Source organism: Leptolyngbya sp. DQ-M1 (assembly GCF_039962505.1).
Classification (GTDB): domain Bacteria; phylum Cyanobacteriota; class Cyanobacteriia; order Leptolyngbyales; family Leptolyngbyaceae; genus Leptolyngbya.
In genome coordinates this window covers 95,510-121,583 of the sequence record NZ_JAMPLJ010000003.1, presented here as the reverse complement: position 1 = coordinate 121,583, position 26,074 = coordinate 95,510, and the positions used below count along the sequence as shown (strand labels likewise).

The 26,074-nt window shown below is 50.1% G+C and carries 26 protein-coding genes; 10 read left to right on the top strand and 16 right to left on the bottom strand.

Annotated elements, in window-relative coordinates; genetic code table 11:
- Positions 1-21 precede the first annotated feature (21 nt).
- From NC981_RS10310 to NC981_RS10290, 5 genes are all read left to right on the top strand, one after another.
- Positions 22-2,298, top strand: a complete 2,277-nt coding sequence (locus tag NC981_RS10310; RefSeq protein ID WP_348242761.1) for a histidine kinase dimerization/phosphoacceptor domain -containing protein — start codon at positions 22-24, stop codon at positions 2,296-2,298.
- A gap of 2 nt (positions 2,299-2,300) precedes the next feature.
- Positions 2,301-3,431 (top strand): ATP-binding protein, encoded by a 1,131-nt coding sequence (locus tag NC981_RS10305; protein WP_348242760.1) that lies wholly within the window; start codon positions 2,301-2,303, stop codon positions 3,429-3,431.
- 843 nt (positions 3,432-4,274) lie between these two features.
- Positions 4,275-4,523, top strand: a complete 249-nt coding sequence (locus NC981_RS10300; protein ID WP_348242759.1) for a helix-turn-helix domain-containing protein — start codon at positions 4,275-4,277, stop codon at positions 4,521-4,523.
- Positions 4,516-5,826 carry a PAS domain S-box protein gene (locus NC981_RS10295; protein ID WP_348242758.1) on the top strand — a complete coding sequence of 437 codons (1,311 nt, stop codon included), beginning with the start codon at positions 4,516-4,518 and terminating at the stop codon, positions 5,824-5,826. The genes NC981_RS10300 and NC981_RS10295 overlap by 8 nt, the downstream gene beginning before the upstream one ends.
- Positions 5,827-5,847: 21 nt before the next feature.
- Positions 5,848-7,620 carry an ATP-binding protein gene (locus NC981_RS10290; protein ID WP_348242757.1) on the top strand — a complete coding sequence of 591 codons (1,773 nt, stop codon included), beginning with the start codon at positions 5,848-5,850 and terminating at the stop codon, positions 7,618-7,620.
- Here NC981_RS10290 and NC981_RS10285 read toward each other — a convergent pair.
- From NC981_RS10285 to NC981_RS10265, 5 genes are all read right to left on the bottom strand, one after another.
- Entirely contained in the window at positions 7,614-8,015 is a 402-nt protein-coding gene (locus NC981_RS10285) for a hypothetical protein (RefSeq protein ID WP_348242756.1), read from the bottom strand. The two genes, NC981_RS10290 and NC981_RS10285, sit on opposite strands and share 7 nt — an antisense overlap.
- A 55-nt stretch (positions 8,016-8,070) precedes the next feature.
- Complete coding sequence (locus tag NC981_RS10280; RefSeq protein ID WP_348242755.1) at positions 8,071-8,769, bottom strand: Crp/Fnr family transcriptional regulator; 699 nt, start codon at positions 8,767-8,769, stop codon at positions 8,071-8,073.
- An 85-nt stretch (positions 8,770-8,854) separates the two neighbouring features.
- Positions 8,855-9,298 carry a response regulator gene (locus NC981_RS10275; RefSeq protein ID WP_348242754.1) on the bottom strand — a complete coding sequence of 148 codons (444 nt, stop codon included), beginning with the start codon at positions 9,296-9,298 and terminating at the stop codon, positions 8,855-8,857.
- A gap of 153 nt (positions 9,299-9,451) precedes the next feature.
- Positions 9,452-9,850, bottom strand: a complete 399-nt coding sequence (locus NC981_RS10270; protein WP_348242753.1) for a response regulator — start codon at positions 9,848-9,850, stop codon at positions 9,452-9,454.
- A 29-nt stretch (positions 9,851-9,879) separates the two neighbouring features.
- Positions 9,880-10,593 carry a Crp/Fnr family transcriptional regulator gene (locus NC981_RS10265; RefSeq protein WP_348242752.1) on the bottom strand — a complete coding sequence of 238 codons (714 nt, stop codon included), beginning with the start codon at positions 10,591-10,593 and terminating at the stop codon, positions 9,880-9,882.
- 844 nt (positions 10,594-11,437) lie between these two features.
- On the opposite strand from NC981_RS10265, the gene NC981_RS10260 reads away from it, so the two are divergent.
- Complete coding sequence (locus NC981_RS10260; protein WP_348242751.1) at positions 11,438-11,572, top strand: hypothetical protein; 135 nt, start codon at positions 11,438-11,440, stop codon at positions 11,570-11,572.
- On the opposite strand, the gene NC981_RS10255 is transcribed toward NC981_RS10260, so the two are convergent.
- The 3 genes from NC981_RS10255 to NC981_RS10245 form a co-directional block, all read right to left on the bottom strand.
- Entirely contained in the window at positions 11,569-12,168 is a 600-nt protein-coding gene (locus tag NC981_RS10255; protein WP_348242750.1) for a FlxA-like family protein, read from the bottom strand. The genes NC981_RS10260 and NC981_RS10255 overlap by 4 nt on opposite strands.
- A gap of 72 nt (positions 12,169-12,240) precedes the next feature.
- Positions 12,241-12,972, bottom strand: a complete 732-nt coding sequence (locus tag NC981_RS10250; RefSeq protein ID WP_348242749.1) for a recombinase family protein — start codon at positions 12,970-12,972, stop codon at positions 12,241-12,243.
- A 144-nt stretch (positions 12,973-13,116) separates the two neighbouring features.
- Positions 13,117-14,052: a serine hydrolase gene (locus tag NC981_RS10245; RefSeq protein WP_348242748.1), complete on the bottom strand. Its 936-nt coding sequence runs from the start codon at positions 14,050-14,052 to the stop codon at positions 13,117-13,119.
- A 26-nt stretch (positions 14,053-14,078) separates the two neighbouring features.
- On the opposite strand from NC981_RS10245, the gene NC981_RS10240 reads away from it, so the two are divergent.
- A complete protein-coding gene (locus NC981_RS10240; RefSeq protein WP_348242747.1) occupies positions 14,079-14,723 on the top strand; it encodes a C40 family peptidase in 645 nt (214 codons plus the stop codon).
- Between the two features lies 1 nt (position 14,724).
- Positions 14,725-15,864 carry an alpha/beta hydrolase gene (locus tag NC981_RS10235; protein ID WP_348242746.1) on the top strand — a complete coding sequence of 380 codons (1,140 nt, stop codon included), beginning with the start codon at positions 14,725-14,727 and terminating at the stop codon, positions 15,862-15,864.
- On the opposite strand, the gene NC981_RS10230 is transcribed toward NC981_RS10235, so the two are convergent.
- From NC981_RS10230 to NC981_RS10220, 3 genes are all read right to left on the bottom strand, one after another.
- Positions 15,857-16,351: a Uma2 family endonuclease gene (locus NC981_RS10230; RefSeq protein WP_348243221.1), complete on the bottom strand. Its 495-nt coding sequence runs from the start codon at positions 16,349-16,351 to the stop codon at positions 15,857-15,859. The genes NC981_RS10235 and NC981_RS10230 overlap by 8 nt on opposite strands.
- 106 nt (positions 16,352-16,457) lie before the next feature.
- The gene (locus tag NC981_RS10225) at positions 16,458-17,408 is read right to left on the bottom strand and encodes an alpha-E domain-containing protein (RefSeq protein ID WP_348242745.1); all 951 of its coding nucleotides are present in this window, start codon (positions 17,406-17,408) and stop codon (positions 16,458-16,460) included.
- Positions 17,409-17,420: 12 nt separating this feature from the next.
- Positions 17,421-18,851, bottom strand: a complete 1,431-nt coding sequence (locus tag NC981_RS10220) for a circularly permuted type 2 ATP-grasp protein (RefSeq protein WP_348242744.1) — start codon at positions 18,849-18,851, stop codon at positions 17,421-17,423.
- 157 nt (positions 18,852-19,008) lie between these two features.
- Here NC981_RS10220 and NC981_RS10215 point away from each other — a divergent pair, with 157 nt between their 5' ends.
- Entirely contained in the window at positions 19,009-19,542 is a 534-nt protein-coding gene (locus NC981_RS10215; protein WP_348242743.1) for a zinc ribbon domain-containing protein, read from the top strand.
- A 113-nt stretch (positions 19,543-19,655) separates the two neighbouring features.
- On the opposite strand, the gene NC981_RS10210 is transcribed toward NC981_RS10215, so the two are convergent.
- From NC981_RS10210 to NC981_RS10190, 5 genes are all read right to left on the bottom strand, one after another.
- Entirely contained in the window at positions 19,656-20,027 is a 372-nt protein-coding gene (locus NC981_RS10210; protein WP_190377551.1) for a phage holin family protein, read from the bottom strand.
- Between the two features lie 43 nt (positions 20,028-20,070).
- Entirely contained in the window at positions 20,071-20,262 is a 192-nt protein-coding gene (locus NC981_RS10205; protein WP_348242742.1) for a YqaE/Pmp3 family membrane protein, read from the bottom strand.
- A 54-nt stretch (positions 20,263-20,316) separates the two neighbouring features.
- Positions 20,317-20,874: a hypothetical protein gene (locus NC981_RS10200; RefSeq protein ID WP_348242741.1), complete on the bottom strand. Its 558-nt coding sequence runs from the start codon at positions 20,872-20,874 to the stop codon at positions 20,317-20,319.
- 35 nt (positions 20,875-20,909) lie between these two features.
- Positions 20,910-21,176: a YkvA family protein gene (locus NC981_RS10195; protein WP_348242740.1), complete on the bottom strand. Its 267-nt coding sequence runs from the start codon at positions 21,174-21,176 to the stop codon at positions 20,910-20,912.
- 195 nt (positions 21,177-21,371) lie between these two features.
- Positions 21,372-21,770 carry a hypothetical protein gene (locus NC981_RS10190; RefSeq protein WP_348242739.1) on the bottom strand — a complete coding sequence of 133 codons (399 nt, stop codon included), beginning with the start codon at positions 21,768-21,770 and terminating at the stop codon, positions 21,372-21,374.
- Positions 21,771-22,240: 470 nt separating this feature from the next.
- Between NC981_RS10190 and NC981_RS10185 the strand changes: the two genes are divergently transcribed.
- Positions 22,241-25,927, top strand: a complete 3,687-nt coding sequence (locus NC981_RS10185; protein WP_348242738.1) for an alkaline phosphatase — start codon at positions 22,241-22,243, stop codon at positions 25,925-25,927.
- The last annotated feature ends 147 nt before the right edge of the window (positions 25,928-26,074 follow it).

The window sequence follows — 26,074 nt, the reverse complement described above, 5'->3', positions numbered from 1 at the left end:
AGTTAATTCAATCCTCCTGCGTTGAGTGATATTCGCTCTACTCGGCTCAGCGAAACGTCCCTGGTTCGAGTCCTGCTGCTCAACATTCATCGCTTTATGCACCCGCAAAATCCATCTACCCCTTTCCTCGCTTTAGACGCTGCCCTTGATCGCCGTGCCTTGATCGTATCTCCAGACACCTCGTTCAGCGAGGCGATCGCGATGATGAGCAAAGCGCAGAGCAGTTGCGTGCTTCCAGGATTGGAGCTCTCGCTCAACACCACTTTGATGAGCGAAGCTCGTGCAAGTGGGCTTCTGATCGTCGAAGGAACGCAACTGCTGGGCGTATTTGCCGAGCGAGATGCGCTTGAGGCGATTGTGTCAGGACAAGACTTAACCGCAATGACCCTCACGGATGTTGTACAGCGATCGATGATTCGCTGCACTGCATCTGAGGATCAAACGGTTTTTACAGCACTCGATCAATTGCGTCAGCATCAAATTCATCACCTGCCCGTTGTGGATGATCAGGGGCAATGGCTCGGACTCATCACCCCCGCGAGTCTTCGTGCTCTCTTACCGCTCGATGAACTTCTGAAGTCAAAGCCGTTAGCCGAAATCGTTTCTCCGCCTGTGATACAGGCTCCGGCAACTACATCTGTACTTAAGTTAGCTCAACTGATGGTTGAGCATGGCGTGGAATGTGTTGTCCTCACAAGCAGCGAGGAGACAGATGCTCAACCTGCCGGATTACTGCTCAGACGGCACATACTCCAGCTTTGGGCACTGGGGTTGGAGTTGTCGCAGATTCCAGCCCAAACCGTGATGAGTGCTCCATTTTTGTGCCTCCCTGCCTCAGAGTCAGTATTAGTGGCTTACTGGGAGATGCAGCAAGCCAAAGTGCAGCGCTTTGGGGTACGTGACGCTGAAGGAAGCCTGTTAGGGGTCATCTCGCCGACGAGTTTTCTTGAGATGCTGGATCTTAACGAGATGCACAGCGCCGTGGATCAGTTGCAGCGATCGATCGAGCAGTTTGAGGTTTCAAAAAGCAAAGCTGACCAAGACCCGCGACCTGATCTTGATCTTCAGCTACTCGAAAATCCAACCGGCTTGCTGGAGCAGTTGCAGTGCAGCCAAATTCTCGCTGCGATGGCACTCCACATCCGGGAGTCCCTCAACCTAACCGATATTCTGCAAAGAAGCGTCGAAGAAGTCCGACAATTCCTTAAAACAGATCGGGTGATTATCTACCAGTTTCACCCCGACTGGAGCGGTACCGTTGTGGTCGAGTCGGTCGCGGACGGTTGGAGACCTGCGCTGCACAGTAGGATTCACGATACGTGCTTTGCACAAAATTATGCCCAAGCCTATAAACGGGGACGAACCCAAGTTTGCGATGACATTTACACTGCAGGGTTAACTCAGTGTCATATCGACATTTTGGTGATCTACGATGTACGAGCCAGCTTGGTCGTTCCGATTCTACAGGGAGACCATCTGTGGGGATTATTGTGTGCCTATCACTGTGCTGGACCTAGACGATGGCGCGCATTTGAAGTCGAGCTTCTGAAGCAACTCGCCACCCATATCGCGATCGCGATTCAGCAATCGGAGCTGTATCAGCAAGTTCAGACCGAATTACAGGAGCGCCGACGCACCGAGGAGCAGCTCAAGCTATCGCTGAAAGAAAAAGAAGCCTTGCTGAAGGAAATTCATCACCGGGTCAAGAATAATCTCCAGGTGATTTCGAGTGTCTTGCGACTACAATCGGATTACATCAAGGATGACCGGGTTCTCGCCCTGTTCAAGGATAGCCAAAATCGCATCCGCTCGATGGCACTGATTCATGAAAAGCTGCATCAATCGAGTGATCTGCTCAAAATTAACTTTGAGGACTACATTCGGGATTTAGCCGACAACTTGCTGCGCTCCTATGCAGCGAATGTACAGGCAGCCACGTTACAAACTGAAGCAGCAGGGGTTTGGCTCAACATTGATACCGCGATTCCTTGTGGCTTGATCATCAATGAGCTTGTGTCCAATGCCTTGAAACATGCCTTTCCCACTCCAGCCCCCGACAATGAAATCCGGGTTGAAATTGTTCCCACTGCAGATCATCGATTGACCTTAACCGTTCGCGATAATGGGGTTGGTTTTCCACCAGATCTGGACTTTCGCAACACCGATTCCCTCGGCTTGGAATTAGTCTGCGTCTTCACTGAGCAACTCGAGGGCACGATCGATCTGGATCGAACTGTAGAATCGGGAACGACTTTGACAATCACATTTTCAGAACTAGACAATACCGGGAAGGCATAATTATGGCTGCTGAAAAGATTTTAGTTGTGGAGGATGAACGCATCGTTGCTCGCGATATCGAAAAGCGCTTGAAGAAGTTGGGGTATGTCGTTCCCGCCTCGGTTGCCTCTGCGGAAGCAGCGATTGAAAAGGTTGCAGAAGTTCGACCGGATCTAGTTCTAATGGATATCCGGCTCAAAGGTCCGATGGATGGCATCGAAGCAGCAGAGCACATTCGCACCGAGTATGAGACACCCGTTATATATTTAACGGCTTACGCTGATGAGGCGACCTTACAACGTGCAAAAGCGACCGAACCCTTTGGGTACATTGTGAAACCCTTTGATGAGCGGGACTTGCATGTGGCGATCGAAGTCGCCCTCCGCCGCCAATTATCAGAAACTGCCATTCGCGTTGCTTTAGAGAAAGAGAAGGAGTTGAGCGAGTTGAAATCCCGGTTTTGGTCGATGGCGGCGCATGAAATTCGCAACCCGATGACCTCGATCCTGGGATGTGCTCAAATGCTGGAGCGTGAGTCCAATTTGCCCGAGGAGCGACGCCGAGAGTTTTTGTACATGATTCAACAGTCGGTTCGGTCGATGGACCAGTTGTTAAACGATTTATTGGAGATTGGTCGCGTTGAAGGCGGCAGTTTGAAGTTCGAGCCTGCGCCTTTGGATTTGGAGCAGTTCTGTCAGCGCTTGGTGGAGGAAATCCAATTTAGCGCGGGTGCTCATCAGCGCATCGTGTTCCATTATCAAGGGGACTGTGAGCGGGCTTACCTCGATCAAAAGCTTCTGAGACACACGCTCACCAATCTCCTCTCCAACGCCATCAAGTATTCCCTCGGAAGCAGCCTGGTTTATTTAGATCTCGTTTGCACAGATCAACAGGTCACCCTCCAAGTTCGAGACACGGGAATTGGTATTCCCCTGGAGGCACAACGGCATCTATTTGAACCGTTTCAGCGGGCGAGCAACGTAGGAAAGGTTCCGGGTACGGGATTGGGGCTGACGATGGTAAAACGATGCGTGGACTTGCAGGGGGGGCAGATTGCGGTTGAGAGTGAAGTGGGTGCCGGAACCACTTTTATTGTTCAACTCCCCCAGCATGAGCCCGTAAATAGCCAACTGCAAAGAACGGTTTCAGGTTGAGAAGAGGCATTCCCAGGGGGACTTCGCTTGACTTAGATTGAGCCATTAGCCCTTCTATTTAGTCGAGAAATTGCGACGACCCGTTGCTCAAATGGAAGTGAGTATATGTCAATCAAGGATGCACCCTAGTATCAAATCCGCTTGATGCGTTGTTACTATCGAGTGTCAGGCAGACTTGTGCCATCTTCGTTCAATAGCAAGCGCTCAAATAATACTCAGACAAAAGTCAGCAGATTGTTTTTATTGCTAAAACAGCTTCAGCAAAAACCAATTAGTTGAGTGTTAATCTCCGACAAATAAGCATTTCCATTTAAATGTGAATAATAGAAACATTGAAAACAGCTGATAGAGCGCTTTGGAAAGGATTTATAAGAATTTGAGCAAGCATCAAAGTTAACGGACTTCACCTGATTTCCCTTCCAAAAGCTAGAACCTCTGTGCACTGAGCATCAGCGCTTTTTGGCATTGAATTCACTTTTCCAAATCTTGGTTAACTGCTGAACATGCAGAGACTCAGCCACTATCTTTTTAAGTCTTTTGCACAGTAAGCACGGAATATCGAGCTATTACAAAAGTCAGACTAGACGTTGATAGCTATCCTTTGTCGTCGCTACAGCTATATATCAGGGTCTCTTTTGGGTTTGAGGGCAGTTTGTACCGGGCGCAAAGCTTAGAAGTAGCCGTTATCTATCAAGCCAATCGAGCCATCTTAAGCACTGTTCAAGGAAAACGTCCTTAACGGCTTGAATCACCCCAATCGGAACCTGCTTTCAAACTCTTTCTCAGGGTTGTAGGCTGCGTTATCCCGTCTGTCCTAGGGTGATACAAGTAATCGGAGTAGCAATGACCCTGACAACATCCTTGCCCATCCCAGACTTAATCCGTCAGCTGCGGCAGCATCTCAATCTGTCGCAGGAGAAGTTTGCAGCCAAATTGGGCGTGTCTTTCAAAACCGTGAATCGGTGGGAGCGGGGACATAGCCTGCCTTCACCGATGGCTCTGAAGCTGATAGAAGCTCAACTGAAAACACTTGGGGAACCTGGGCAAGTCCTGTTACGCCGGTATTTCTTAGAGGGAGAGTTGGATGCCTGAATCGAGATCGTCCGTTAGTTTGGAGGATATTTTTATTACCGAGGTCTTAGCCCAGAGGCCGTCCAGAACCCCTAACTTACAAGCTGAAACGCAGGCTTTTCACACGCTGGCGCGGCAACTCGCAGAACACCCACAAACGATGCTAAGAACCTTAGTGGCTGTCGCGAAGGAGCTGTGTCAAGCAGGAAGTGCTGGCGTGAGTTTACTCGAGGTGACCGCCGATGGAGAAGAAGTCTTTCGCTGGGTTGCCGTCGCGGGAGCCCTAGCCGATTACGAGGGCGGGACAGCGCCGAGAAACTTTAGTCCTTGTGGCACCTGTCTAGACCGCCAATCACCTCAACTTTATACTCATCCGGAACGCTATTTCCCCGACTTCGAGCAAGCGAACCCTCCAGTCGTTGAAGGGTTGGGTATTCCGTTAATGGGTGCATCTCAACCCTTAGGCGTCATTTGGATCGTGTCCCATAACGCAGCCCGACAGTTTGATGCTGAAGACGTGCGGATTATGACGAGTCTGGCGGACTTTACCGCGGCTGCCCTACACAGTATTCAGTTGCGACAAACGGCAGAAGTTGCCTTGCAGCGGGAGCAATCTGCCCGGCGAGAAGCCGAAGCCACCCGTCAAGCCTTAGATGAATCGGCACAACGCGCGATTGAAATTCTGGAAAGTATTACTGATGCTTTTATCTGTGTTGATCAAGACTGGCGCATTACCTATGCCAATCAAGAGGCTGCCCGGTTAACCAAACTGCACCCTGAGGAAATGATGGGTAAGACGCGCCAAGCGTTGCAGTCTGGAGCAAGACGAAGCAGTTCCCCGCCTGAGGTCATTGCCACGGTGATGGAACAAGCTTATCGTCGGATTGTTGCAGCACCAGAGGAAATCCACTTCGAGACGTTTGATGAAGCTTCGCAGCGGTGGCTAGAGATTCATACTTACCCCTGTAAGGTGGGTTTCAGTCTTTATTTTCGCGACATTACTGAGCGCAAACGAGACAAACTCAAACGTCTGCAAGCAGAGACAGCCTTGCGAGAGAGCGAATCGCGCTTTCGTCTGATTGTCGAGAGTGTAAGAGACTATGCCATCTTTACGTTGGATCTAGATGGGCACATCACCAGTTGGAACCCTGGAGCCGAACGGCTGCTCGGTTACAAAGAGGCAGAAATTATCGGTCAACTCGGTCGCATTATCTTTACCCCCGAGGACAATGAGGCTGGAAAAGCTGATGAGGAACTTCAGACGGCGCTGACTCAAGAACGAGCAGAGGATGACCGCTGGCACGTTCGTAAAGATGGAAGTTGATTCTTCGCTAGTGGTTTCATGATGCAACTGCGGGACGAAGCGGGAAATCTTCAGGGATTGGTCAAGATTCTGAGAGACATCACCGAAGCGCATCAAGCCCAAGAGCGGGAGCAGTTTCTATCCAGAGCGAGCGCCGTCTTAGCTGGGACCCTCGATTACAAAATCACGTTGTTTAACATTGCACAGTTAGTTGTGCCGTTTCTGGCTGATGTATGTTTCTTTGACATTCTCAATTCCAATCACCAGATCGAACGAATGGCATGGCATCACGGTGATCCAACCAAGCGGGATTGGTTTGAGCAGGTGCAACGATATACGCCACCTCAAGACCGTGAGAACCACCCGATCTCCACCGTTGTTGCCACAGGTCATGCCAACCTTGTTTCTCATGTAACTGAAACATGGATGCAAGCCGCAGCAGTCAGTGCCGAGCATCTGCAATTCATCCGCGACTTACAGGTGAGATCGTTGATCACTGTGCCCCTGATTGCTCATGGGCGAACGCTTGGAGCTCTAACGGTTTGCTCCACCGCAGACTCGAATCGCCACTACACTCAGTCCGATTTGGCAGTGGCAGAAGAATTAGGACGACGGGCAGCGTTAGCGCTCGATAACGCCCGGCTCTACCAGCAGGCGCAGGAAGTCAACCGAATGAAGGACGAGTTTTTAGCCGTGCTCTCGCATGAGTTGCGCTCGCCGTTGAACCCAATTCTCGGTTGGCTGCAAATGATCCGTCGGGGAAACATGGATGCAGCCAGAACCGAAAAAGCCTGGAACACGATCGAGCGCAATGCCAAGCTGCAAGCCCAACTGGTTGAGGATCTGCTGGATGTTTCCCGGATTCTCCAAGGCAAACTGAGTTTGAATATGGGTCAGGTCAACTTAGCGGTGACGATTCGCGCTGCCTTAGAAACGGTGCAGTTGGCTGCCCAAGCAAAGTCGATTGCGATCGAGACCAGACTTGATTCTCAAATTCCATCGATCCTAGGAGATGCCACCCGTCTACAACAAGTTGTTTGGAATCTCCTCTCGAACGCGATTAAGTTCACCCCGGAAGGAGGGCAGGTCGAGGTGCACTTAGAACGGTTGGATAACCAGGCTCAGATTCGGGTGAGAGACACAGGTGTGGGGATTCCGCCCAGCTTTGTGCCGCACGTGTTTGACTACTTCCGGCAAGCGGATGGAGCGACAACTCGACAATTTGGCGGACTGGGACTGGGATTAGCGATCGTGCGTCAGATTGTGGAGGCGCATGGGGGAACGGTGTGGGCAGAAAGTCCAGGGGAAGCGCAGGGGGCAACATTTACGGTGAGACTGCCGCTGACGCTGGCTCAATCCACAACCACTCCAGAAAGCCAACCCTCTGAAGCGGCTTGTAGTTTGCACGGGACTCAAATTTTAGTGGTCGATAACGAGCCCGATGCGTTAGAGGTTGCTGCGTTCGTCCTGGAACAAGATGGGGCAACAGTGATCACAGCCACGTCCGCCGAGGAAGCGTTGACCGTGTTCAACGAATCGCAACCGGATATATTACTCAGTGATATCGGGATGCCGGAAATAGATGGCTATATGCTAATGGAGCAAGTACGGTGCTTCGAGGCGTTGCAGCAGGAATCGCTGCCCCCTGAGAAGCGGAGAGCGATTCCTGCCATTGCGCTCACTGCTTATGCTGGGGAGATCAATTATCAGCAGGCGATCGCGGCAGGGTTTCAACGGCATCTGGCTAAACCCGTTGATCCAGGGATGTTAGTCCAGACGATTGCAGAATTGCTGAAGCAAAACCCGCGTCAATAGACGGAGCACAACCGCTGGAGGAGGCGTTTCAACTGTTGTCCGTCTTCGAGATAGCTGACATATTCATGGTCACCGATCTCGATATCTTGCCCCTCAAGGTCTGCCCCATAGCGTTCAGCCATGATAATAATTGGAGCACGGCTGTCTACTCCTGAATTTTGGCGAATCTGCTGCCCAATTGCCCTGCATTCATCGATCGTTTGGTTCATCTGATTAATCAAAATCAGATCAAAGCAGTCTTGCCCTCCCTGGGTGCGCTGAATGGCATCCTCTGCATCAAGCGCCATCATCACCTGCCAGCCCCAGGCTTGCAGATTATGCTTCAGCATCGGTCGGGCGTTATCATCGGGTTCCAGGACGAGGATACGAGCGGTGTTTGTGGTGGTCTGATGCATGTCTTTCACTTCTTCATAATTAACAACTGGATGTCAGCGAACCTGGCTTGCCGCGTTATTGCTCGGCCAGTAATCGCTGGTATTGAGCTTTGATAGTTTTGAAACATTCGCAGCCACTCGCTTCTAACCCTGTCTGATTGAGAATGTGCACATTGCCACGCCGATATTGAATCAACCTTCTTTCTTGAAGACTTTGAGCCGTCTGCGTCACCCCGGGTCGCCGCACGCCGAGCATGATCGAGAGAAACTCCTGCGTCAAAGGCAAATGGCTGGAGTTGAGTTGCCATTGGGCTTCGAGTAGCCACCGGCACAGTCGTTGCTCGAGCGGGTGGAGCGCATTGCAAGCCGCGGTCTGAGAGACCTGTGCCAGAAACACCTGAGTGTAGCGCAGCAGCACATCGCGCAGTTCGTCGTTCCGGTTAAATTCTTGTCGCATCACCTGAGCCTCGATCTTCATGGCGTTCCCTGCAACTTGAACAAAGACATCCGTCTGTGCCGCTTCACGGCTGCCCAAGCAGGCGTGAATGCCGACCACATCCCGACTGCCGGCCATACCGACCTCGGCGACCGCCCCATTTTTCATCGTGATCGTGACTGAGAAGAGACTGTCGATCGGAAAATAAAGATGGGATACAGAGTCGCCAGGTCGGTAGATGACTTTGCCTTGCTCTAAGCTGACTGGCTGGAGATGCGGTGCCAGTCGATCGAACACCTCAGCCGAAAGCGTCGCTAATATTTGATTGTCAGGGGGCATAACAGCCTCAAAAGGTGAGTTGGAGAGGCTCTTCGTAGAACACAGCTCAGCATCAAAGGTCAAAGATTGCCGAAACAGGAATTTGCTAGACCGCTTCAACCTGCTCAGTCACGCTTGCCACGGTCGCAATCAGCTCGTCGAAATCGATCGGCTTGGATAAGTGTCGGGAAAATCCGGCGCTGAGCGCCTGAAGCCGATCGGTTGTTCTGGTATAGACGGTCACAGCGATTGCAGGAATTCGGACGTTGAAAGTTGTCTCAAGCGCTTGCACTTGGCGGATGAGCGCATATCCATCCTCCTGGGGCAGGGCAAGCTCGCTGATTAGGAGATCGGGACGAGTTTGGTGAATCTGCTGAATCGCTTCACGGACACAAGTTGCTGTCGTCGTCTCCACACCATAGGAAGCAAACAAGAGCGTCAGTAGCTCAGATGAATCAGCGTTTGCATCGACGACCAGCACTCGTAAACCATTTGGCAGTAAAGCAGAATGACACATATTCGGGTAGCACACGACAAAGTAAGAAACCATGGAACACAAAGTGAGCAGTCCCTGCTTTCCCCAGAAGCAATGCGGTTGAGTTGCTCAACTGTCTCCATCGTAGCGACTGGCAGGATCGAGTTCAGTACGAAACCGTACCAACGGAAAATGTCCCACCGCGAGGATGGGGAAATGCCAATGTCGCTAAAGCGGGCAAAGGGTGTGGAGAAGATGTTTTAACTGTTGCCCATCCTCAAGATACGTCACGTACTCGCTTTCCCCAACCTGGATATCTTTCCCTTCCAATTCGGGACCATACTTCTCAGCCATCACCACAATTGGAATCCGGCGAGAATGATCGGCGTGTTGACGAATCTGCCGCCCCAGGTCAACCGTTTCGTCGATCGACTGCTTGAACTGATTGATCAGAATCAGATCAAAGGACTCACTGCTATACAGAGTTCGCTGGAGCGCATCTGCGCCATCCAAAGTTACCGTCACAAGATAACCCCACTGGTGCAAGTTGTCTCGAAGAGCGGGACGGACTGCATCGTCCGGCTCAACGAGCAAGATAACTTTTAAGGTTGCTGATCTCTGTCCCATATCCCGCTGACTTTGCCAAACACATCACGTTACGAGGGCCCTCCAGGAGCGAGACCCAGCAAGTGATCGTATTCATCCTTGACCGTTTGAAAACACTCGCAGGAAAAGGCTTCTAGCCTCGATCGATCCAGGATATGAATGTGCCTCCGGTGGTAACGAATCAAATCGCGCTCCTGAAGCGATTGGGCGGTTTGGGTAACACCCGCCCGGCGTACCCCCAGCATATCTGCGATAAATTCCTGGGTCAGATCTAGATCATCCCCCTCAACTCGGTCATGCGCTTCTAAGAGCCAGCGAGCCAAGCGTTGGTCTATCCTATGGAGGCTGTTGCAGGCGGTGGTTTGCGAGATCTGGGCGATAAAGGCTTGAGTGTAGCGCAGCAGCACATCACGCAAGTCTTGATTGCGATCAAACTCTTCTCGCAAAATCCGAGCATCAATCTTCAGAGCGCTACCTGGAATCTGCACAATGTAGGTGGTTTGTGTTGTTTCTCGACCGCCCATAAAGGCATTAATCCCAATCACTTCACGCTGACCGACTACTCCCGTCTCAGCAGTTGTGCCATCCTTCATCGTGGTGGTGATAGAAAGAACACAGTTGAGCGGAAAGTAAAGTGTGTGGATCGGTTCACCGGGATTGTGCAGACGATCTCCTTTTGACAACGCCTTTTGTTTCAAGTGTGGAGCAAGCTTGTCACCTAGAGCTTGAGGCATCGCACTGAGCAAGCGGTTTTGAGCGGTCATAGCGCCCTCACAGTTTGTCTTAGCAGCTTACTTCGTCGCGATAGGGAGTACATCCAACACAAGTTAGAAATCATCTGCTAAGCAAAAGGTTTCTCCCACTCTTACCGGATATCTCCTTGTCATCTACCAACCGTCCCACAATTGGCTGTGAGTATTGCTGATACTAAATTCAGGCAGATTTTGTCGCTCGGGAAAAAGCCTGAAAAAGCCGGATTCGGCTTGAAAGAGCATCAATACCGTTAGAAACTATTGACCACTGATTTCTAATAAATAAGCTTTTCTATTTATTAGAACATAAGTGTTATAAAGGCTGAAAGCTCTTTCCACTCTGTCTTAACGGTAATTTACGAGATTTGAGCAGGCATTAAAATTAACCGATCTCACCTGCTTCCCTCTCCGAAAGCTAGACCCTCTGTGCTTTCCAAGAGCAACAGCACTTTTCGACGACTAGTGTAAATTAAATAAACCCAACTGTTTATAGGGCAGTAGGACTGAGTCATATCGCTTCAAATATTTATTATGGCTCTCAAATCTGTTTATTAAAGCTAAGCACCGAAATAAGCTGTACTGCCTGCTATGCAAAAGCTCTGTCTCGTTAACGGTTTTTTAAATAGCTAATGATATCCCTAAAGGTTGATAACACAGATTTCGCGCCAGATATAGCTTTCGGCTCTGATCATAGGTGTCACGACAATAAAGTATTAGGTAGTGCGATCGAGTGTGATCGATCGTATTTAACCCAGCCGCGCCGAGTCCAATTGCACACTCTCAACCCTTATCTAACCAGTAGAAATAAAGCCGCTCCCGATGGTTGGTGGGCGGCTTTTTCGATCTAATTGAACGTATGACCCTAAACAACGAGAACTACCCTGACTGGTTGCAAGCTCTGATCAACGCCTGTGAGCGCGCTAAAGCTAAAGAAGCGAATCAATCTGAGTCTCAACCCAAGAGCGATCGTAAGGGTGACCGCGCCGCCTAATCCGATAATCTCAAGAATGGACTCGGCTTGACGGTCACCACTTTATTCGGTAAGTCCACTATCACTCGATCAATAAAACGCAGGAAGACCGCCCGCTTCTCAGAATCGGTCATCACTTGCCAGGGCTCCGCTCGCACCAGTAGGCTCAGTTCCTGTCGCAGCGCTTGCTGCTGGGCTTGATTTGGAGTTGTGCTTTGTAGATTGGCAATCTTCTGATGCAGCACCCCGATCTGCTGCTCTAGTAATTTCTCCTCATCTCCCATCTCGAGCTGAAACTTCCTCAACTGCCGGATCTGACCCTCGATCCGCTCAACCTCGGGATTCGGTAGACGCTCCGTCTGCGAGGCTTCACTCGCCCGCTCAATCAAGAGATCCGCCCAATCCATCAGGTGATCAATCACGGCGTCTTCCACGTCATCGAAATGAATCGTCTTGCCACACGACGGGCGGTAACTGGACTTACATCGAATATATCGATAATTCCGCCCGCGCTCCGGTGAGCCGCAGACCATCGGGATCTGACACTGCTCACACCAGACCAGCGCGGTTAGCGTCTTCGGTTCTCGAGAAACGTTCGCGCCTCGATAGCGGGACATCCGACTCAACAACTGCTGAACCCGCTCCCACTCTGCCGGGTTGATGATTGCTTCATCGGGGTGGGTATTGAACTAAATCTCCTTATAGGTTCGTTTAGCCTTATCCCAGCCAATCCCGGTATGACCGCGCCAAACCGGATTCGTCAGTAAATCTCGATATGTCTGCGGACTCATCTGTAAGCCGAGTTCCGACACGGCTCGGGCTCGAAGCCGGGAGATATTCCCGTTCTCTTGAAAGAAGATTTCTTTCAACCGAATTGCCGCCTCGATCCGCGCTGGATCACGTTCGTACCGCCGCTCCGTATTTCTCTGGTAACCGAATGGAACTCGGTACGCGGCTAGACTCATGTGTCGATTGAATTCCCACGCGGCGCTGGTTCGATAAGACAACACCCGAGATTCTTTCTCAGCGGCAACCGCACTGGACGCCCAGAACTCCCAGTCCGCCGGGTCTTTCCAATTGATAAAGTCGCCTTCTAATCCTTTATTGCAGACGAACGCACCGACTTCGGTTCTCTCGAACTGTTTCCCCAGTCGCGCCAAGGCTTCCAGGTCGCGTCCCATCCGATCAACCCGGTTAAAGATCACCACATCGGCTGAGCGGTGCTCTAAATACTCGCTAATAATTTGAAAATTCGGTCGATCATTTTTGCGTCCGCTGATAAGATCGCAGTAAATTCGATCCTCGGGTAACTCCGCGCCGATTCGCTTCGCTGCTTGCTTAACGTTATAAATCTGACGTTCAAGCGAGACCCCGTTATTTTGCTCGGCGCGGCTTAATCGGATATAACCTATTGCTCGCAAAGAGAAAGCTACCAACTTGCTAATAAGATCTTACCGCGACTTGGTAGCTAGTTATGGTGATTTGACTCTAGGACACATCGTAATTTTGACCCGATTCGGGATGAAAATCTGTAGCGATCGTTGCTCAAAAGGGGTGCGATCGTCCTAAATTTCTTTCATCGCTTCGCTAATTTTCTGGGTGACAAACGGCAAAATCGCTTCATTGTTGCTATGAGACTTGCCCTCAGTAAAGATAACGAGCAAAAAAGGCTGTAAGTCGGGAAGTTCAACATAAGCTGCATCGTGGCGCACTCGGCTCATTAGTCCGGCTTTTGACCAAACTTTTGCCGTTTGGGGAACACCGCCGCCGATAAAGCCGACCACTTGGTTTTCGGGATCGGCTTCGAGGTCAGATGGATTGAGCGATCGCTGCATCAGCTCCATCATCGAGCGCGATCGTTCCGGTGTAACGGCAACGCCACCGACGATGCTATGCAATAATCTTGCGGTCGCATTGGTTGTGAGCATGTTGCGATTGTCAAAGTTCTCGCCGTAAAACGATCGCTCTCGTCCGTAAGGGCCATCACACCAAGTTTTTTGATTCACGTTAATCGTAGTGAACTCTGACCAGTTGAGCGACTGAAAATAACGATTGACGATGTTGCGCTGGTATTTCCAGGTTTCAAACGGGGCGGGAGGCAGTTCAGGCCCTCCGGTTGTGCCGCTTAGGACATCAACGACGAGTCCGGTTGCATCATTGCTGGAATCGACAATCATATCGCGCATGGCTCGATCGAGTTCGGCAGAGGGTGGAATCATGCCACGTTCTAGCCATTCATGAGCCGCGACGAGGTAAAACAATTTGACCACACTGGCAGGGTAGATATTTTCAACTCCCCGATAAGCAAAGCCTCTGGGCGATCGTTGCCAAAACTCCTCCGGACGAATTGCGCCGCCAGTATTGACGAACACGGGCGAGTCATACACAATCCAGGTCATTGCAATTTGATTTGGAGCGAGTTCCCGAAACTCTGCCCAAGTCGCTTGCAAGACTCGATCGCCCAAAGTTTCTAACCGTTCGTCTTTGTGGAAAAAAGTCATACCCGTCTGAGTGAAATTTCTGTCTTATGCACTATCGCACGATCGCGAATCTCAATCTCTACGATTCACCGAATTTAACCCGATTGGCAACGCAAGCCGCGATCGGTCGTTATCTCAAAATTTTGTCAGATTCGCCGCTTCAGGTGATGACTTGTGAGGATGATTATCCGGGATGGCTTGATCCGCAGGATTTGAAGTTTTTGGAAGAAGCAGAAACTCCGTATCAATCGCCTGTATGGATGGCTCAGGAGGTTCGCGATCGTATTCCTGAAGTTATTGCCTTTACTCAAGCTGCAATGTCCGTTCCAAACGAATATCTATGGGGCGGAACGGTTGCACCGAACTATGATTGTTCTGGATTGATGCAGGCAGCATTTGCTTCGGTTGGGATTCGCTTACCAAGAGATGCTTATCAACAAGAAGCCTTTTTGCAGCCTGTAGAGGAGTTAATTCCAGGGGATTTCGTGTTTTTTGGTACACCTGAGAAAGCCACTCATGTTGGGCTTTATTTGGGGGACGATCGCTACATTCACAGTTCTGGCAAAGACAAAGGACGCAATGGAATCGGGATTGATCTGCTTTCGGAAGAGGGCGATGCTGTGAGTCGCTATTACTATTCGGTGTATCGAGGAGCAGGAAGAGTGATCTCTAGCTATATTCCCCAGCATTAAGATGAGTGTTCTGATTCTGATTTTCTGTTTCGTTAGCTTTTTTATTTCACTTTGGATTGTCATTCCGGCTCCGATTTTTTCGCTATTGCCGTTGAGTGTGGGCGCACCAGAGATTAGTCATTGGCTGGTGTTGACGAATACGATCGCCGCTTTGCTTGCCTTATTTCGCCTCAAATCTCTACCAATTTTCATTGGAATGCTGCTTGCTCTGAGTTTGAGTCTGCTTCCTGCTGTACAGCTTCCCGCAACAGTACAAAAAGCGACAGCCGCGATCAAAGCCAGTTTAGGGGAAATTCGCGTTCTACCTAACTTTCGCTCTGCGCCTTTTGTTGTATTCGATGCGGTTCGCGGAATTCCTCAATCTGAGATTCGCCGGACTCTGAATATTGCGGTTGCAACCCCGGATAATGTGCCGCTCAGGATGAATGTTTATCGTCCGATGCAGTCTGGGAAAAATCCAGCGATCGTCATGATCTACGGTGGCGCTTGGAGAACCGGATCGCCAAATGCGAATGAACAATTTAGTCAATATATGGCAGCACAAGGATATACAGTTTTAACAATCGATTACCGACACGCGCCCCAATACAAATTTCCAACTCAGATTGAGGATATTAAAACTGGATTGAAATTCATTCAGCAACATGCAGATGAATACGAAGTCGATCTCGATCGTATGGCAATCATGGGACGATCGGCAGGCGGGCATCTAGCGATGTTAACGGCTTACGCGATTGATGCCTTTCCCTTTCGAGCCGTAGTCAACTACTACAGCCCAGTTGATCTCATTGAAGGCTATAACAATCCACCTTTTCCTGACCCGATTGATAGTCGAGGAGTGTTACGCGCCTTTCTGGGTGGAACTCCAGTAGAGCTTTGCGATCTCTATCGCAAAGCTTCACCGTATCAACAGGTACGATCGAACCTTCCCCCCACATTACTCATCTATGGTGGACATGATCATGTGGTGCGATCGAGTTTTGGTCGTAGCCTGTATGAGAAATTGAAGCAAAATGGCAATACTGCAATATTCATTGAAATTCCGTGGTCGGATCATGCTTTTGATGCAGTCTTTAATGGAAGTAGTAATCAATTATCGCTCTACTATACTGAACGGTTTTTAGCAACAATGCTTAAATAGTAAATTCAATGTTCTCGTACAAATCAGCGGTTTTGATTTGAATGTTGAAGACATTAAAAGATATAACAGCATTTAAATCGCTGTATAGAGTGAGTAACCATTGGTGAGCACCCGTTTTAACGTAATGCTCAACCTGAACTTTGTACTGATCAATCAAAAGGTACTCGCGAAAAGATTCGATCGTGCAATATGACACACACTTCTCTCCGCGATCGTAGTCTTGGGTTGATTTCGACAGCACTTCCGCGACAAAACAAGGATTCATAACCGTATCGGTGCGTCCTAGCTGAAGCTGAATTGGCTTTTCCAAAACCATCACATCCGGATAAGTGTACAAAGACGAATCAGGAATCCAAAGCCGTTGATCGGTGGCAAAGACGCGATAGGGTTGTCTTCGTAATTCAGATCTTAAAGATGCGGCAAGCGCGATCTCTAATTCATTGTGATCCGGTGTTCCGCCCGTGATCAGAACAATGTCCCCGTTAATATAAGCGTGTCGCTCACGCGAGTTCAGTTCAAACTCTAGATATTCTTCGGGTGTTTTTTCCCAGTTTGAGCAATCACGATCGCATGACTCCTAAACCCTTTGATTTCTAATTTACAGGCTGCATCGCGAAAAAGGTCTCAGAAAGCTTGATGCCAACTTCGTTCGTGCGGCGCTGTAAATTGTCGAGAAATTCATGCAGCCCGGATTCCATCACATCTGAAATCGTAAGGTAATCTAAGTCCGATCGCAGCTTTCCTAAGTACCGCTCAATTTCGGTATTCCAGGTTCCTTCAGGCGTTCCCGTGATTTGATGCAGCGAGCGTTCGGCTTGGCGAATACAATAGCGAATCGATCGAGGAAACTCGCGATCGAGAACTAAAAATTCTGCAACGGAAGTCGGCGTAATCCGGTGTAAGCCGCGTTTGCGGTACATTTCGTAGGCGCTTGCCGATCGCAGTAACGCGATCCACTGCAACTGATCTAACGTTGTGCCAACATCCTTCACCGAAGGCAGAAGAATAAAATACTTCACATCAACAATTCGACTGGTTTTATCTGCCCGCTCTAACAAGCGACCCATCAGCCCAAAGTGCCACCCGTCGTTATGGGTCATCGTGGCGCTGGCGACTCCAGCAAACAAATGGCTAGCTAACTTAACCTCGCTGAAAAAGGTTTGAAAGTTGAGCGTCTCTTCGTTCGCAGCATCGTTGACAAAGTGATAGAAGGCATTAATTTGCTGCCACATTTCGGAGGAGATAATTTCACGAACTGATCGCGCATTCTCCCGCGCTGCATTCAGGCAGGAAATAATCGAATTCGGATACGCTCGATCGAACGTCAGAAATCGAATTACGTTATCTGCGCTTGCTTCTCCGTATCGTTCTTCAAAAATAGGCAAATCGCCTGTGGTCAGCACTAACGGCTTCCATTGTTGTGAAGTTCCGATCGGTGAATCTAGTAATAACGTCAAATTCACATCCACGAATCGCGCAATGTTCTCTGCACGTTCTACATATCGATTCATCCAGTAGATCGAATCTGCTACTCGACTTAACATCTTTTTAATCTCTCAACTCACAACCCAAGTATCCTTATAGCCGCCACCCTGCGAGGAATTCACCACAAGCGACCCTTTCTTCAGCGCCACACGGGTCAATCCTCCCGGAGTCACATAAATATCCTCACCGTACAGAATGTAGGGGCGCAAATCCACATGACAGCCCTCAAACTCATCCCCCATCAACGCGGGAACTCGCGATAAAGATAAGGTCGGCTGAGCAATATAATTGCGTGGAGCCGCTTTAATTTTTGCTGCAAACGCTTCGCGCTCTGCTTGGGTGGACTGCGTTCCGATTAGCATTCCGTACCCGCCCGATTCACTTGCAGATTTGACCACTAACTGATCCAAATTTGCTAAAACATGATCTAACTGCGATCGCTCCCAGCATAGATACGTGGGCACATTCGAGAGAATCGCATCTTCGCCCAGATAATACCGAATCATCTGCGGCACATAAGCGTAAATCACCTTGTCGTCTGCGACTCCGGTTCCGAGCGCATTTGCCAGTCCCAAACGCCCCGATCGATACACCTCCATCAATCCTGGAACACCCAACAACGAATCTGGACGAAACGCCAACGGATCAATAAATTCATCATCAATCCGCCGATAAATCACATCCACGCGCTTCAAGCCTTTTGTGGTTCGCATCTGAAGATAGCCATCGGACACCACGAGATCGCGCCCTTCCACCAGTTCCACGCCCATCTGCTGCGCCAGATAAGAATGCTCAAAATAAGCAGAGTTATAAATTCCAGGCGTGAGTAAGACTACGGTTGGATTATCAATGTAATCGGGTGCAAGATTCAGCAAAGTTTCGAGCAGGTGGCTCGGATACTCTTCGACGGGCTGAATTTGCATTCGGTTAAATACAAGCGGCAGCGTACTTTTCATAATCCGCCGCCCTTCTAGCACATAAGATACCCCAGACGGGCAGCGCAAATTGTCTTCGAGAATGTACCACTCTCCAGTGCGATCGCGCACCAAATCCACGCCGCTAATGTGCGACCAGATGCCTTTGGGGGGCTTGAGATCCATGCACTGCTTGAGAAAACCTTGCGACGAATACACCACATCTGCCGGAATCACACCATCACGGACAATTTTCTGATCGCCGTAAACATCCGCGAGAAACTGATTCAGGGCATAAATTCGCTGCTTCAGTCCTTTTTCTAGGACTTGCCACTCTGAAGCCGCGATCGTCCGGGGCAAAATATCAAACGGAAAGATCTTCTCTGTCCCCTGATTGTCGCGGTACACATTGAAAGTCACACCCATTTTGAACAGCGCAATCTGAGCCGCCTGCTGCCGATGCTGAATTTCTTCAAGCGACAGTGAATTGATGCGATCGACGAGTGGAATCGCTTCCGGGCGAGGCGAACCCGGCGCATGGAATAATTCATCGTAAAAATGCCCCGGATCATAATTTGCTAGCTTCACAGTCAATCACCCAAACAAGCTACTTGATTAATAGGATTGTCTGAACTTTCTAAGCTGTAAAGCTGAATACGAAAATAGTCGTGCCAAAATCAAGAAATATGACAGAATTGCTCGATCGAAGGGTGAACGGTGCAAGGTGAAGGAGTGGAATTCTGCCATGATTGCGATGACTTATGTAGCAGATTTAGGACAAGGACAAACTTTAGCGATCGAGAATGCGAGGACTCAAACTGTGATTACTTGGGAAACCAAGAGCGCAGGACAGCAGCAAAGTCAGCAAATGAGTTTGTCGCTAGGTCAGTGGTCAGCCTCTCCGATCGTGTTTAGAATGTCCTTTGGTTTTATTCTGCAAATTGAGTCGAACCAACGTGCTTATTACATCCGTCTGCAAGCAAATAGCATTAGCTTATTGAGTGAAGTACCCTTGATGCTGGGAGCGCAGGAGATTTCGTTGCGGAATGTTGCAGCTTCTAGCATGAAAGTGTCAGAGATAAAGCCCTTAGAACCGCTCCGAATGGGCAATATGTCGATGCAGATGGAGCCGATGCAGATGAGCATGGGCGAAATGAAGATGAGTATGGCGACTTCTAGCAGTAGTAGTAGTGCGATCGCTCGCTACTGTCGCAACTGTGGCAGAGAGGTAGGAGATCGCGATCGGTTTTGTTCTCAGTGTGGTGCGAAGCTGAGTTAGGGGTTCTAAGTTCATTGGAAATGGCTTTCGTCGATAAAAAAAGCAGTGTCTTCGGCTAGCCGAAGACACTGCACCCTTGTAGAAATAGAACCATTCAAGTCAATTGAAATCTGTTACTGCTTAGCAGGCAACGCACCCATCCCTTTCTCCACAAAGTATCGATCGAGGAATGTGGTAGCAAAAGACAGAACCACAGGTGCCAGAATGAATGCAAGGAACCCGTGAACCGCAAAGCCAGGAACAAACAGTGAAGCCAGCCAGAAACACATCCCGTTAACAACGAGCGAAAACAATCCAAGCGTCAAGATGTTAATCGGCAAAGACAACAAAGAAAGCACAGGCTTAACGAAACTATTGACCAATCCAACCGAGACGGCAGCAATCAACGCAGCAGGGAAGCTTGCGATCGTCACACCCGGAATCACCAGATCTACAACGAGTAAGCCGAGCGCAGTGGTCAACATCGTGAGCAAAAAGGTAAGCATAGGGAGTTCTCCTGGGTAGATAGTTAAACAGAGTGAATCAATGCTAGACAGAGCCTGTAGACTGATTGAGTTTTGCATCTGCCTTAGAGATTGCCCACAGTGCATGAATAATCCCAGGCACCCAGCCGAATAGTGTGAGTGCAATGCTGATCAATAGCGTAAAGCTAAAACCATAGGTAAGAAACACTGCAACAGGGGGCAGAAGAATGGCGAGGAGTAGTCGGAACAGTTGCATAAAATTGTCCTCATCGTGAATGATAAAAATGGGTAAGACTCCAACCTTGATGACTTAGGTTCTATCCGACTGCTGCACTGTGCGAATGGCTGCACTCAGACGTTGCTTAATCTGCTGCCGAATCTGCTGTTCTTTGCGAGCCACCAAAGTACCTTGGTCTGCAACCTTAAGCTCGATTTCAGCTTGTTTTTGCTGCAGTGGAGCGGTCTGGATTGTTGCTGCGTTGGCTCTAGACTTGGCGTACCAGATTCGGAACTGTTCTAAACGCTGTTGAATAGTTGCATATTGATTACGCAGCCGTGCATGATAAGCATCACCATAGCGATCGGTTAGCTTGGCATCTAACTTAAGCAGCAAGCTTTTGATCTGCTTAGCAATTTGGGTTTGAGTAGCCGTTGTCCGGAAAGGCGCTTTGGCTTTCTCTGATGCAGCGTTTTGGCCGGCAGTTGAAGTCGTTTGTGAGTGTGTAGAGCTTTCATCTGTGCCTGCTTTTAGCTCTGTGAGCACGGCCACAGTCGCACTTTGAATGATTCTGAAAATTCTAGCGGTGCGAGTTTCGCTTTCTGCTTTGATTTCTTGCGAGTTAAGGCGATCGTTCGGTTCAGTCATCATTCACCTTCCACCTAAATAAAGGATTGCTAATTGATTCAGTTAGCTGCGATCGAGTCGAGATTGCTCGCTTTAGCTCTGCGGTTTTTGAGTTGCTCAACCAGAATCTGAGAGACTTCGGCTGCTAATACACTCACCACAATGCCATCATCAATCCAACCAAGAACTGGAATTACATCAGTTGCAAAATCAATTGGGCTAACTAAATAAAGCAAGCTTCCGGCAATCACAATCCAACGATATTTAGAGTTGCGGAGAAGTGCGCGGTACCAGTTGTACAGGGGCTGGGCGATGACTTTTTTCACTGAAGGACTCTTTCGACCGACAATACTATCTTGACAGATCTAGAAGCAGCAGTCTGGTGTGGAAAACCCTTGAAGTTGGTGTATTCTTACGACCTACTGGCATTCCTGACAGCGCAGGAATTGAGATCAAAATAGGGTTGCTACGACGATCGTAGCAACCCCGCGAACACTAAGAATTTAAGCGCAAAAAATAGCTTAACTCACAGGTGAAATCTTTAATACCTCATCTAATAGTTGTCTTGCTGCCTGTGCTTTTTCCAATGCTGCTTGATGATCGCTATGAGCGCGAACTAAGCGCATTAAACCTCCAACTCCAGTTTTAAGCTGGTCTAACTCTTCTCCACTGACCAATTCCCCATCCAGCATTCTCAGCAGCAGGGGTTTGATGTCGCCTACTTCCTGCCGCACCTTTTGCAGCTTTTCAACGGTACTGAGCAGGGTTTTTAATGAGTTGAGAATTTCGTCAATATCTTGAGGGGCTTCTGCCGCATCGGGTGAGGTTTCGGCTATCTCGATCGGTATCTCTACATCTTGTTCCTCTAAATCGATCGACGATTCCGGGGTCTCAGCTTTTTGCGCGTTCGTGCGTGGCATATCGTTGTTCCTACAGATAATTCCGAATTTAACTTGCTCAACTTACCTATTAAAGCATCGCGTTGTCTTTGTAGCCTCCTTCCTATTCCCACTCCCTACTTCCCCCCTTTCAGCACTCACAACTCAAACACGCTCGCCATAAAAACCTTCATCTCAGCTTAAAGGCTTGTTCATATTCTGCTTAAGTTATCTTAACGTTGACATGAAATCCTAAAGGATGACCGTAATTTCACCTGCAACTGTCTATTTCTTAGCCATTCACACTCGATTGATTTCAGTAGTATCACTGACTTGTCAGTTTCAGCATTTCATTTTACTCAGCCGTCAACGATCGGAGGCACAGGCTAGATTCAACCCAATCTAGCCTTAACCTGTGTAGCCACTCGTTAGTCATGCGTGGAGGTAGCAGCCTTCTGATTTGCGCTGAACGCAATATCTTCATCACTTAGCTCATTCGTTAAGCAGAAACTATGGCAGGCAATCACGTTATTTTTATCCATCCTGATGGAACAAGTCCGGCTCATTTTGCCTTAGCTCGATTTGTTGATTTAGGGCCAGATGGTCGGCTCAACTGGGATCGTATGGATCAAGCCCGTGTGTATTTAGGACACATGGAAGATCAGTTGACCGGAACCTCGAATGCAGGTGCAGTGACTCACGCAACTGGTGTGAAAGTGTTTGCTGAGTCCTTCGGCTTAGATCGAGCAACTGCGATCGATCTCGATCCCAGTCCCACGGTTTCTCGCTATGAAGATGCACCCCTGCAAGCGCTCTCTGGCAAAGTTAATCAGACGATTATGGAAGAAGCAGTTGCCGCAAGCAAGGCAACCGCGCTGATTAACTCTGGCGCGATCGCAGAACCCGGTACAGGAGCCTTTGTCGCCCAAGTTGGCTACGCAGATGTGCCCCCTGGACTCTCTGGATTTGATGTCTTTCCCCGCGCCCAGTTTGCCCTAATCACAGAACAAGTGGTTCGTTCTGGAGTCGATGTGATTCTAGGGGGTGGCTTGGTGAACTATCTGCCCGTTGGCACCCCGCCGCCATCGGGAGCGAGTGCCTATGTGCAAAGCGCGGCTCAACTTGATGCGATTTCCACCAGTGCCAGCCAGCGTCCCCGAATCAACCTGATTGAACTGGCAGAGTCTCTTGGCTACACGGTGGTCTACACCGGAGCGCAACTGAATCAGGTCGCTGCAAATCCCGCAATCACAAAGGTTCTCGGTATTTTTGCCTCAGAAGACACCTTCAACGACAACATCCGCACTGCTACTGGCAACCTCACCGGCGTAGAAGAAAACCAGAGTGCTACCAATACTCCCCCCTACGTGCCTTCTGCCCCCACAGTGGGCGAGATGTTAGCGGCGGCTCAAACCATTTTAGAGCGCAACCCCAAGTTTCAAAATGGTTCACTCACGGTGCTAGAAGAAGAAGGCACCGACAACTTCGGCAACATCAACAACGCTTCTGGAACGCTAGAGGCTTTGCGCCGGGCGGATGCAGCTTACGGTGTTGCTCTTGACTTTGTAGAAAAGCACCCGAATACCTTAGTAGTTACGGCGGCTGATAGTGATGCGGGCGGTCTGCAAATTGTGGAACCCCTGCCTGCTGACAATGTCGGTACCGTGAATGCTAACCCAACGAACACGACAACGGGCGCAGGTGCTCCCTTTCCTAACCCGTTAGATGGAGTCAACGGTCGCGGAACCGCAACCTTTACCTCGGCTCCGGCTGCGAATGGTCTCGTTTCTAACTTTGGTGTGGGCTGGGTTGGGACACCGGACTTTGCAGGATCGATCGTTGCCAAAGCTCATGGTCTGAATGCAGACAAACTGCCTGCAACGGTAGACAATACTGATATTTATCGGGTGATGTACGAAACTCTGTTTCCCGGAGTGGATCTGCCCGATCGACCTGTGGAAATGCCGATCGCTCCGCCTGCTGCCACTCAAGCCACCGGAAACGTCATTTTCATTCACCCAGATGGACACAGCCCTTCACTGTTTGGTGCGGCTCGGTTTGTGTCAGAAGGCCCCGATGGTCGCCTGAACTGGGATTTGATGACAAATAGCGGAGTTTACCTCGGACACCTCAGCGATCAATTAACTGGCAGTTCCGATGGGAGTGCCGTCGTTCACGCAAACGGGGTGAAGGTGTTTGGCGATTCCTTCGGGCTGAATGCAGACGGGAGCCGCGTCACGTCCCTGTCGGGTAAGCTAGGCACCACGATTTTGGAAGAAGTGCGGGATGCGGGCAAAGCGATTGCGATTATCAACTCCGGTCGCGTTAGCGAACCCGGTTCCGGTGCCTTCTTAGCAGAAGTAGCCAATCGCAGCAACCACAGCGAAATTATTCGCCAGCTAGTCATGGAATCTGGCGCTCAGGTGATCATGGGCGGCGGTGAACGCTGGATGCTGCCGACGGATCAGTCGGGTACATTTGGCGGCGCTTTAAGCGCGATGGGTGCCCGCACTGATGGATTAAACCTGATTACAGAAGCCCAGAATCGCGGTTATCGAGTGATTTATACCCAGGCAGAACTAGCAACGGTGCGCCCGGATGAAAAGATCTTGGGTGTATTTGCTTGGGAAGACACTTACAACAGCAGCAGCGAAGAAGTGCAGGCGGCACAAGGGCGCAATCCCTACGGGCAACCTGGTAATGCAAATCCGGTATCGGTTGCCGAGATGTTGCAGGCTACCCTGACTGCGGTTTCGAGCGATCCAGATGGATTCTTCGTGGTGCTAGAAGAAGAAGGCACCGACAACCTGCCCAATGCCAATAACGCGATCGGTGCAATTCAGGCAACCTTGCGAGCCGATGCCGCGATCGGGGTGGCGCAGGAATTTATTCGCAATGTCAATCCCAATACGCTGTTGCTCACCGCAGCCGACAGTGAAGCCGGAGGATTACAAGTCTGGCAGCCGACTCCCTTCGCGCCTGGCTTACCGTCTACTCCCTTGCCCACCCAACCGACCGTGGGCGTGAATCCTACGAACGTTAGCACACAAAACCTGACCAACCCGCTCGACGGAACCACAGGACGCTTGCAAAGTGGAGTCACCGATGTCCCCGACTCTTGGACAGCGTTTGAGGCACAGCCTGGGCTAGAAGGCCCCGTTGGCAGCTTTGGAGTCGGCTGGGTCAGCACGGGCGACTTCCCCGGCAGCATTGTCGCGAAAGCTTACGGAATGAACGCTGACTTGTTGCCTAGCACCCTAGACAACACCGACATTTATCGCCTGATGTACCGGACTGCTTTTGGGATTGACTTAACGACTTTGACCGATGGCGAAGGCGGACAAAAAACGATTACGATCGAGCAAGGCGAAGGCGTTGCGGTTGTGGTTGACTTTGGCGGAGTTGGGCTGGGGACGCGTCCGAGTGCAGCGACGATCGCTGAAGCCGATACGCTCAAGTTTGAAGGGACAGGACTGACTGCGCGCAATTTGCTGCTGACTCAAGACGGTGCCGATGTGGTGCTTGCGTTTGATGGCGTTGCCAACACCGGCGCAATCCTGCGAAACTTCCAGCTAGAGAACCTAGACAACCTGCTCCAGAAGACTGGCGCAACTGTGGATCTCGGTAATCTCCTGTTCGATGGTCAAGCTCGCGTTGAAGATAGCTTTGATGTCTTTGATGCAGACTCGCTGCAGTCGCGCATTTTCAACCGCAACACCGTCACCTTCCTCAACGACTTGGATAACACGACCAATGGCTTCAGCAACTCGGACGATGTGATCAACGCCCAAGGCGGCGACGATCGTATCTTTGCGTTTGGTGGTGCTGACTTGCTGCGCGGTGGCGAAGGCAACGACTACCTCAACGGTGGCAATGGTAACGACAGCCTGTTCGGTGGCAATGGCAACGACTGGCTAGTGGGTGCGGCAGGCGAGGATCTGCTAGTTGGCGGGGCTGGGCGCGATGTGTTTGTGCTGAAAACAGGCACCGGGACAGACACGATCAGCGACTTTAATTCCGACGAGGACTCGATTGCGCTCTCCGGCGGACTGACGTTTGGGCGGTTGTCGATTCTGCAAGGAACTGGGGCAAATGCAGGCAATGCTTTGATTCAGGCGGGTAGCAGCAACGAGCTACTAGCGATCGTCGCGGGCGTTCAAGCAAGCTCATTGACTAGAGCGAACTTTCTCCTAACCTAAGTCAAAGTGCGATCGCTCGCAGTGCTGCGGGCGATCGCCCCCTAAATTCCCCATTCTGGGGGCTTTGAAGGCTTAGGCAGACTGCGTTAATTCTCACGATCGCGTCTCTCTACCTTCTGTAATCAAATCTAGCAAAATTGCAAATTC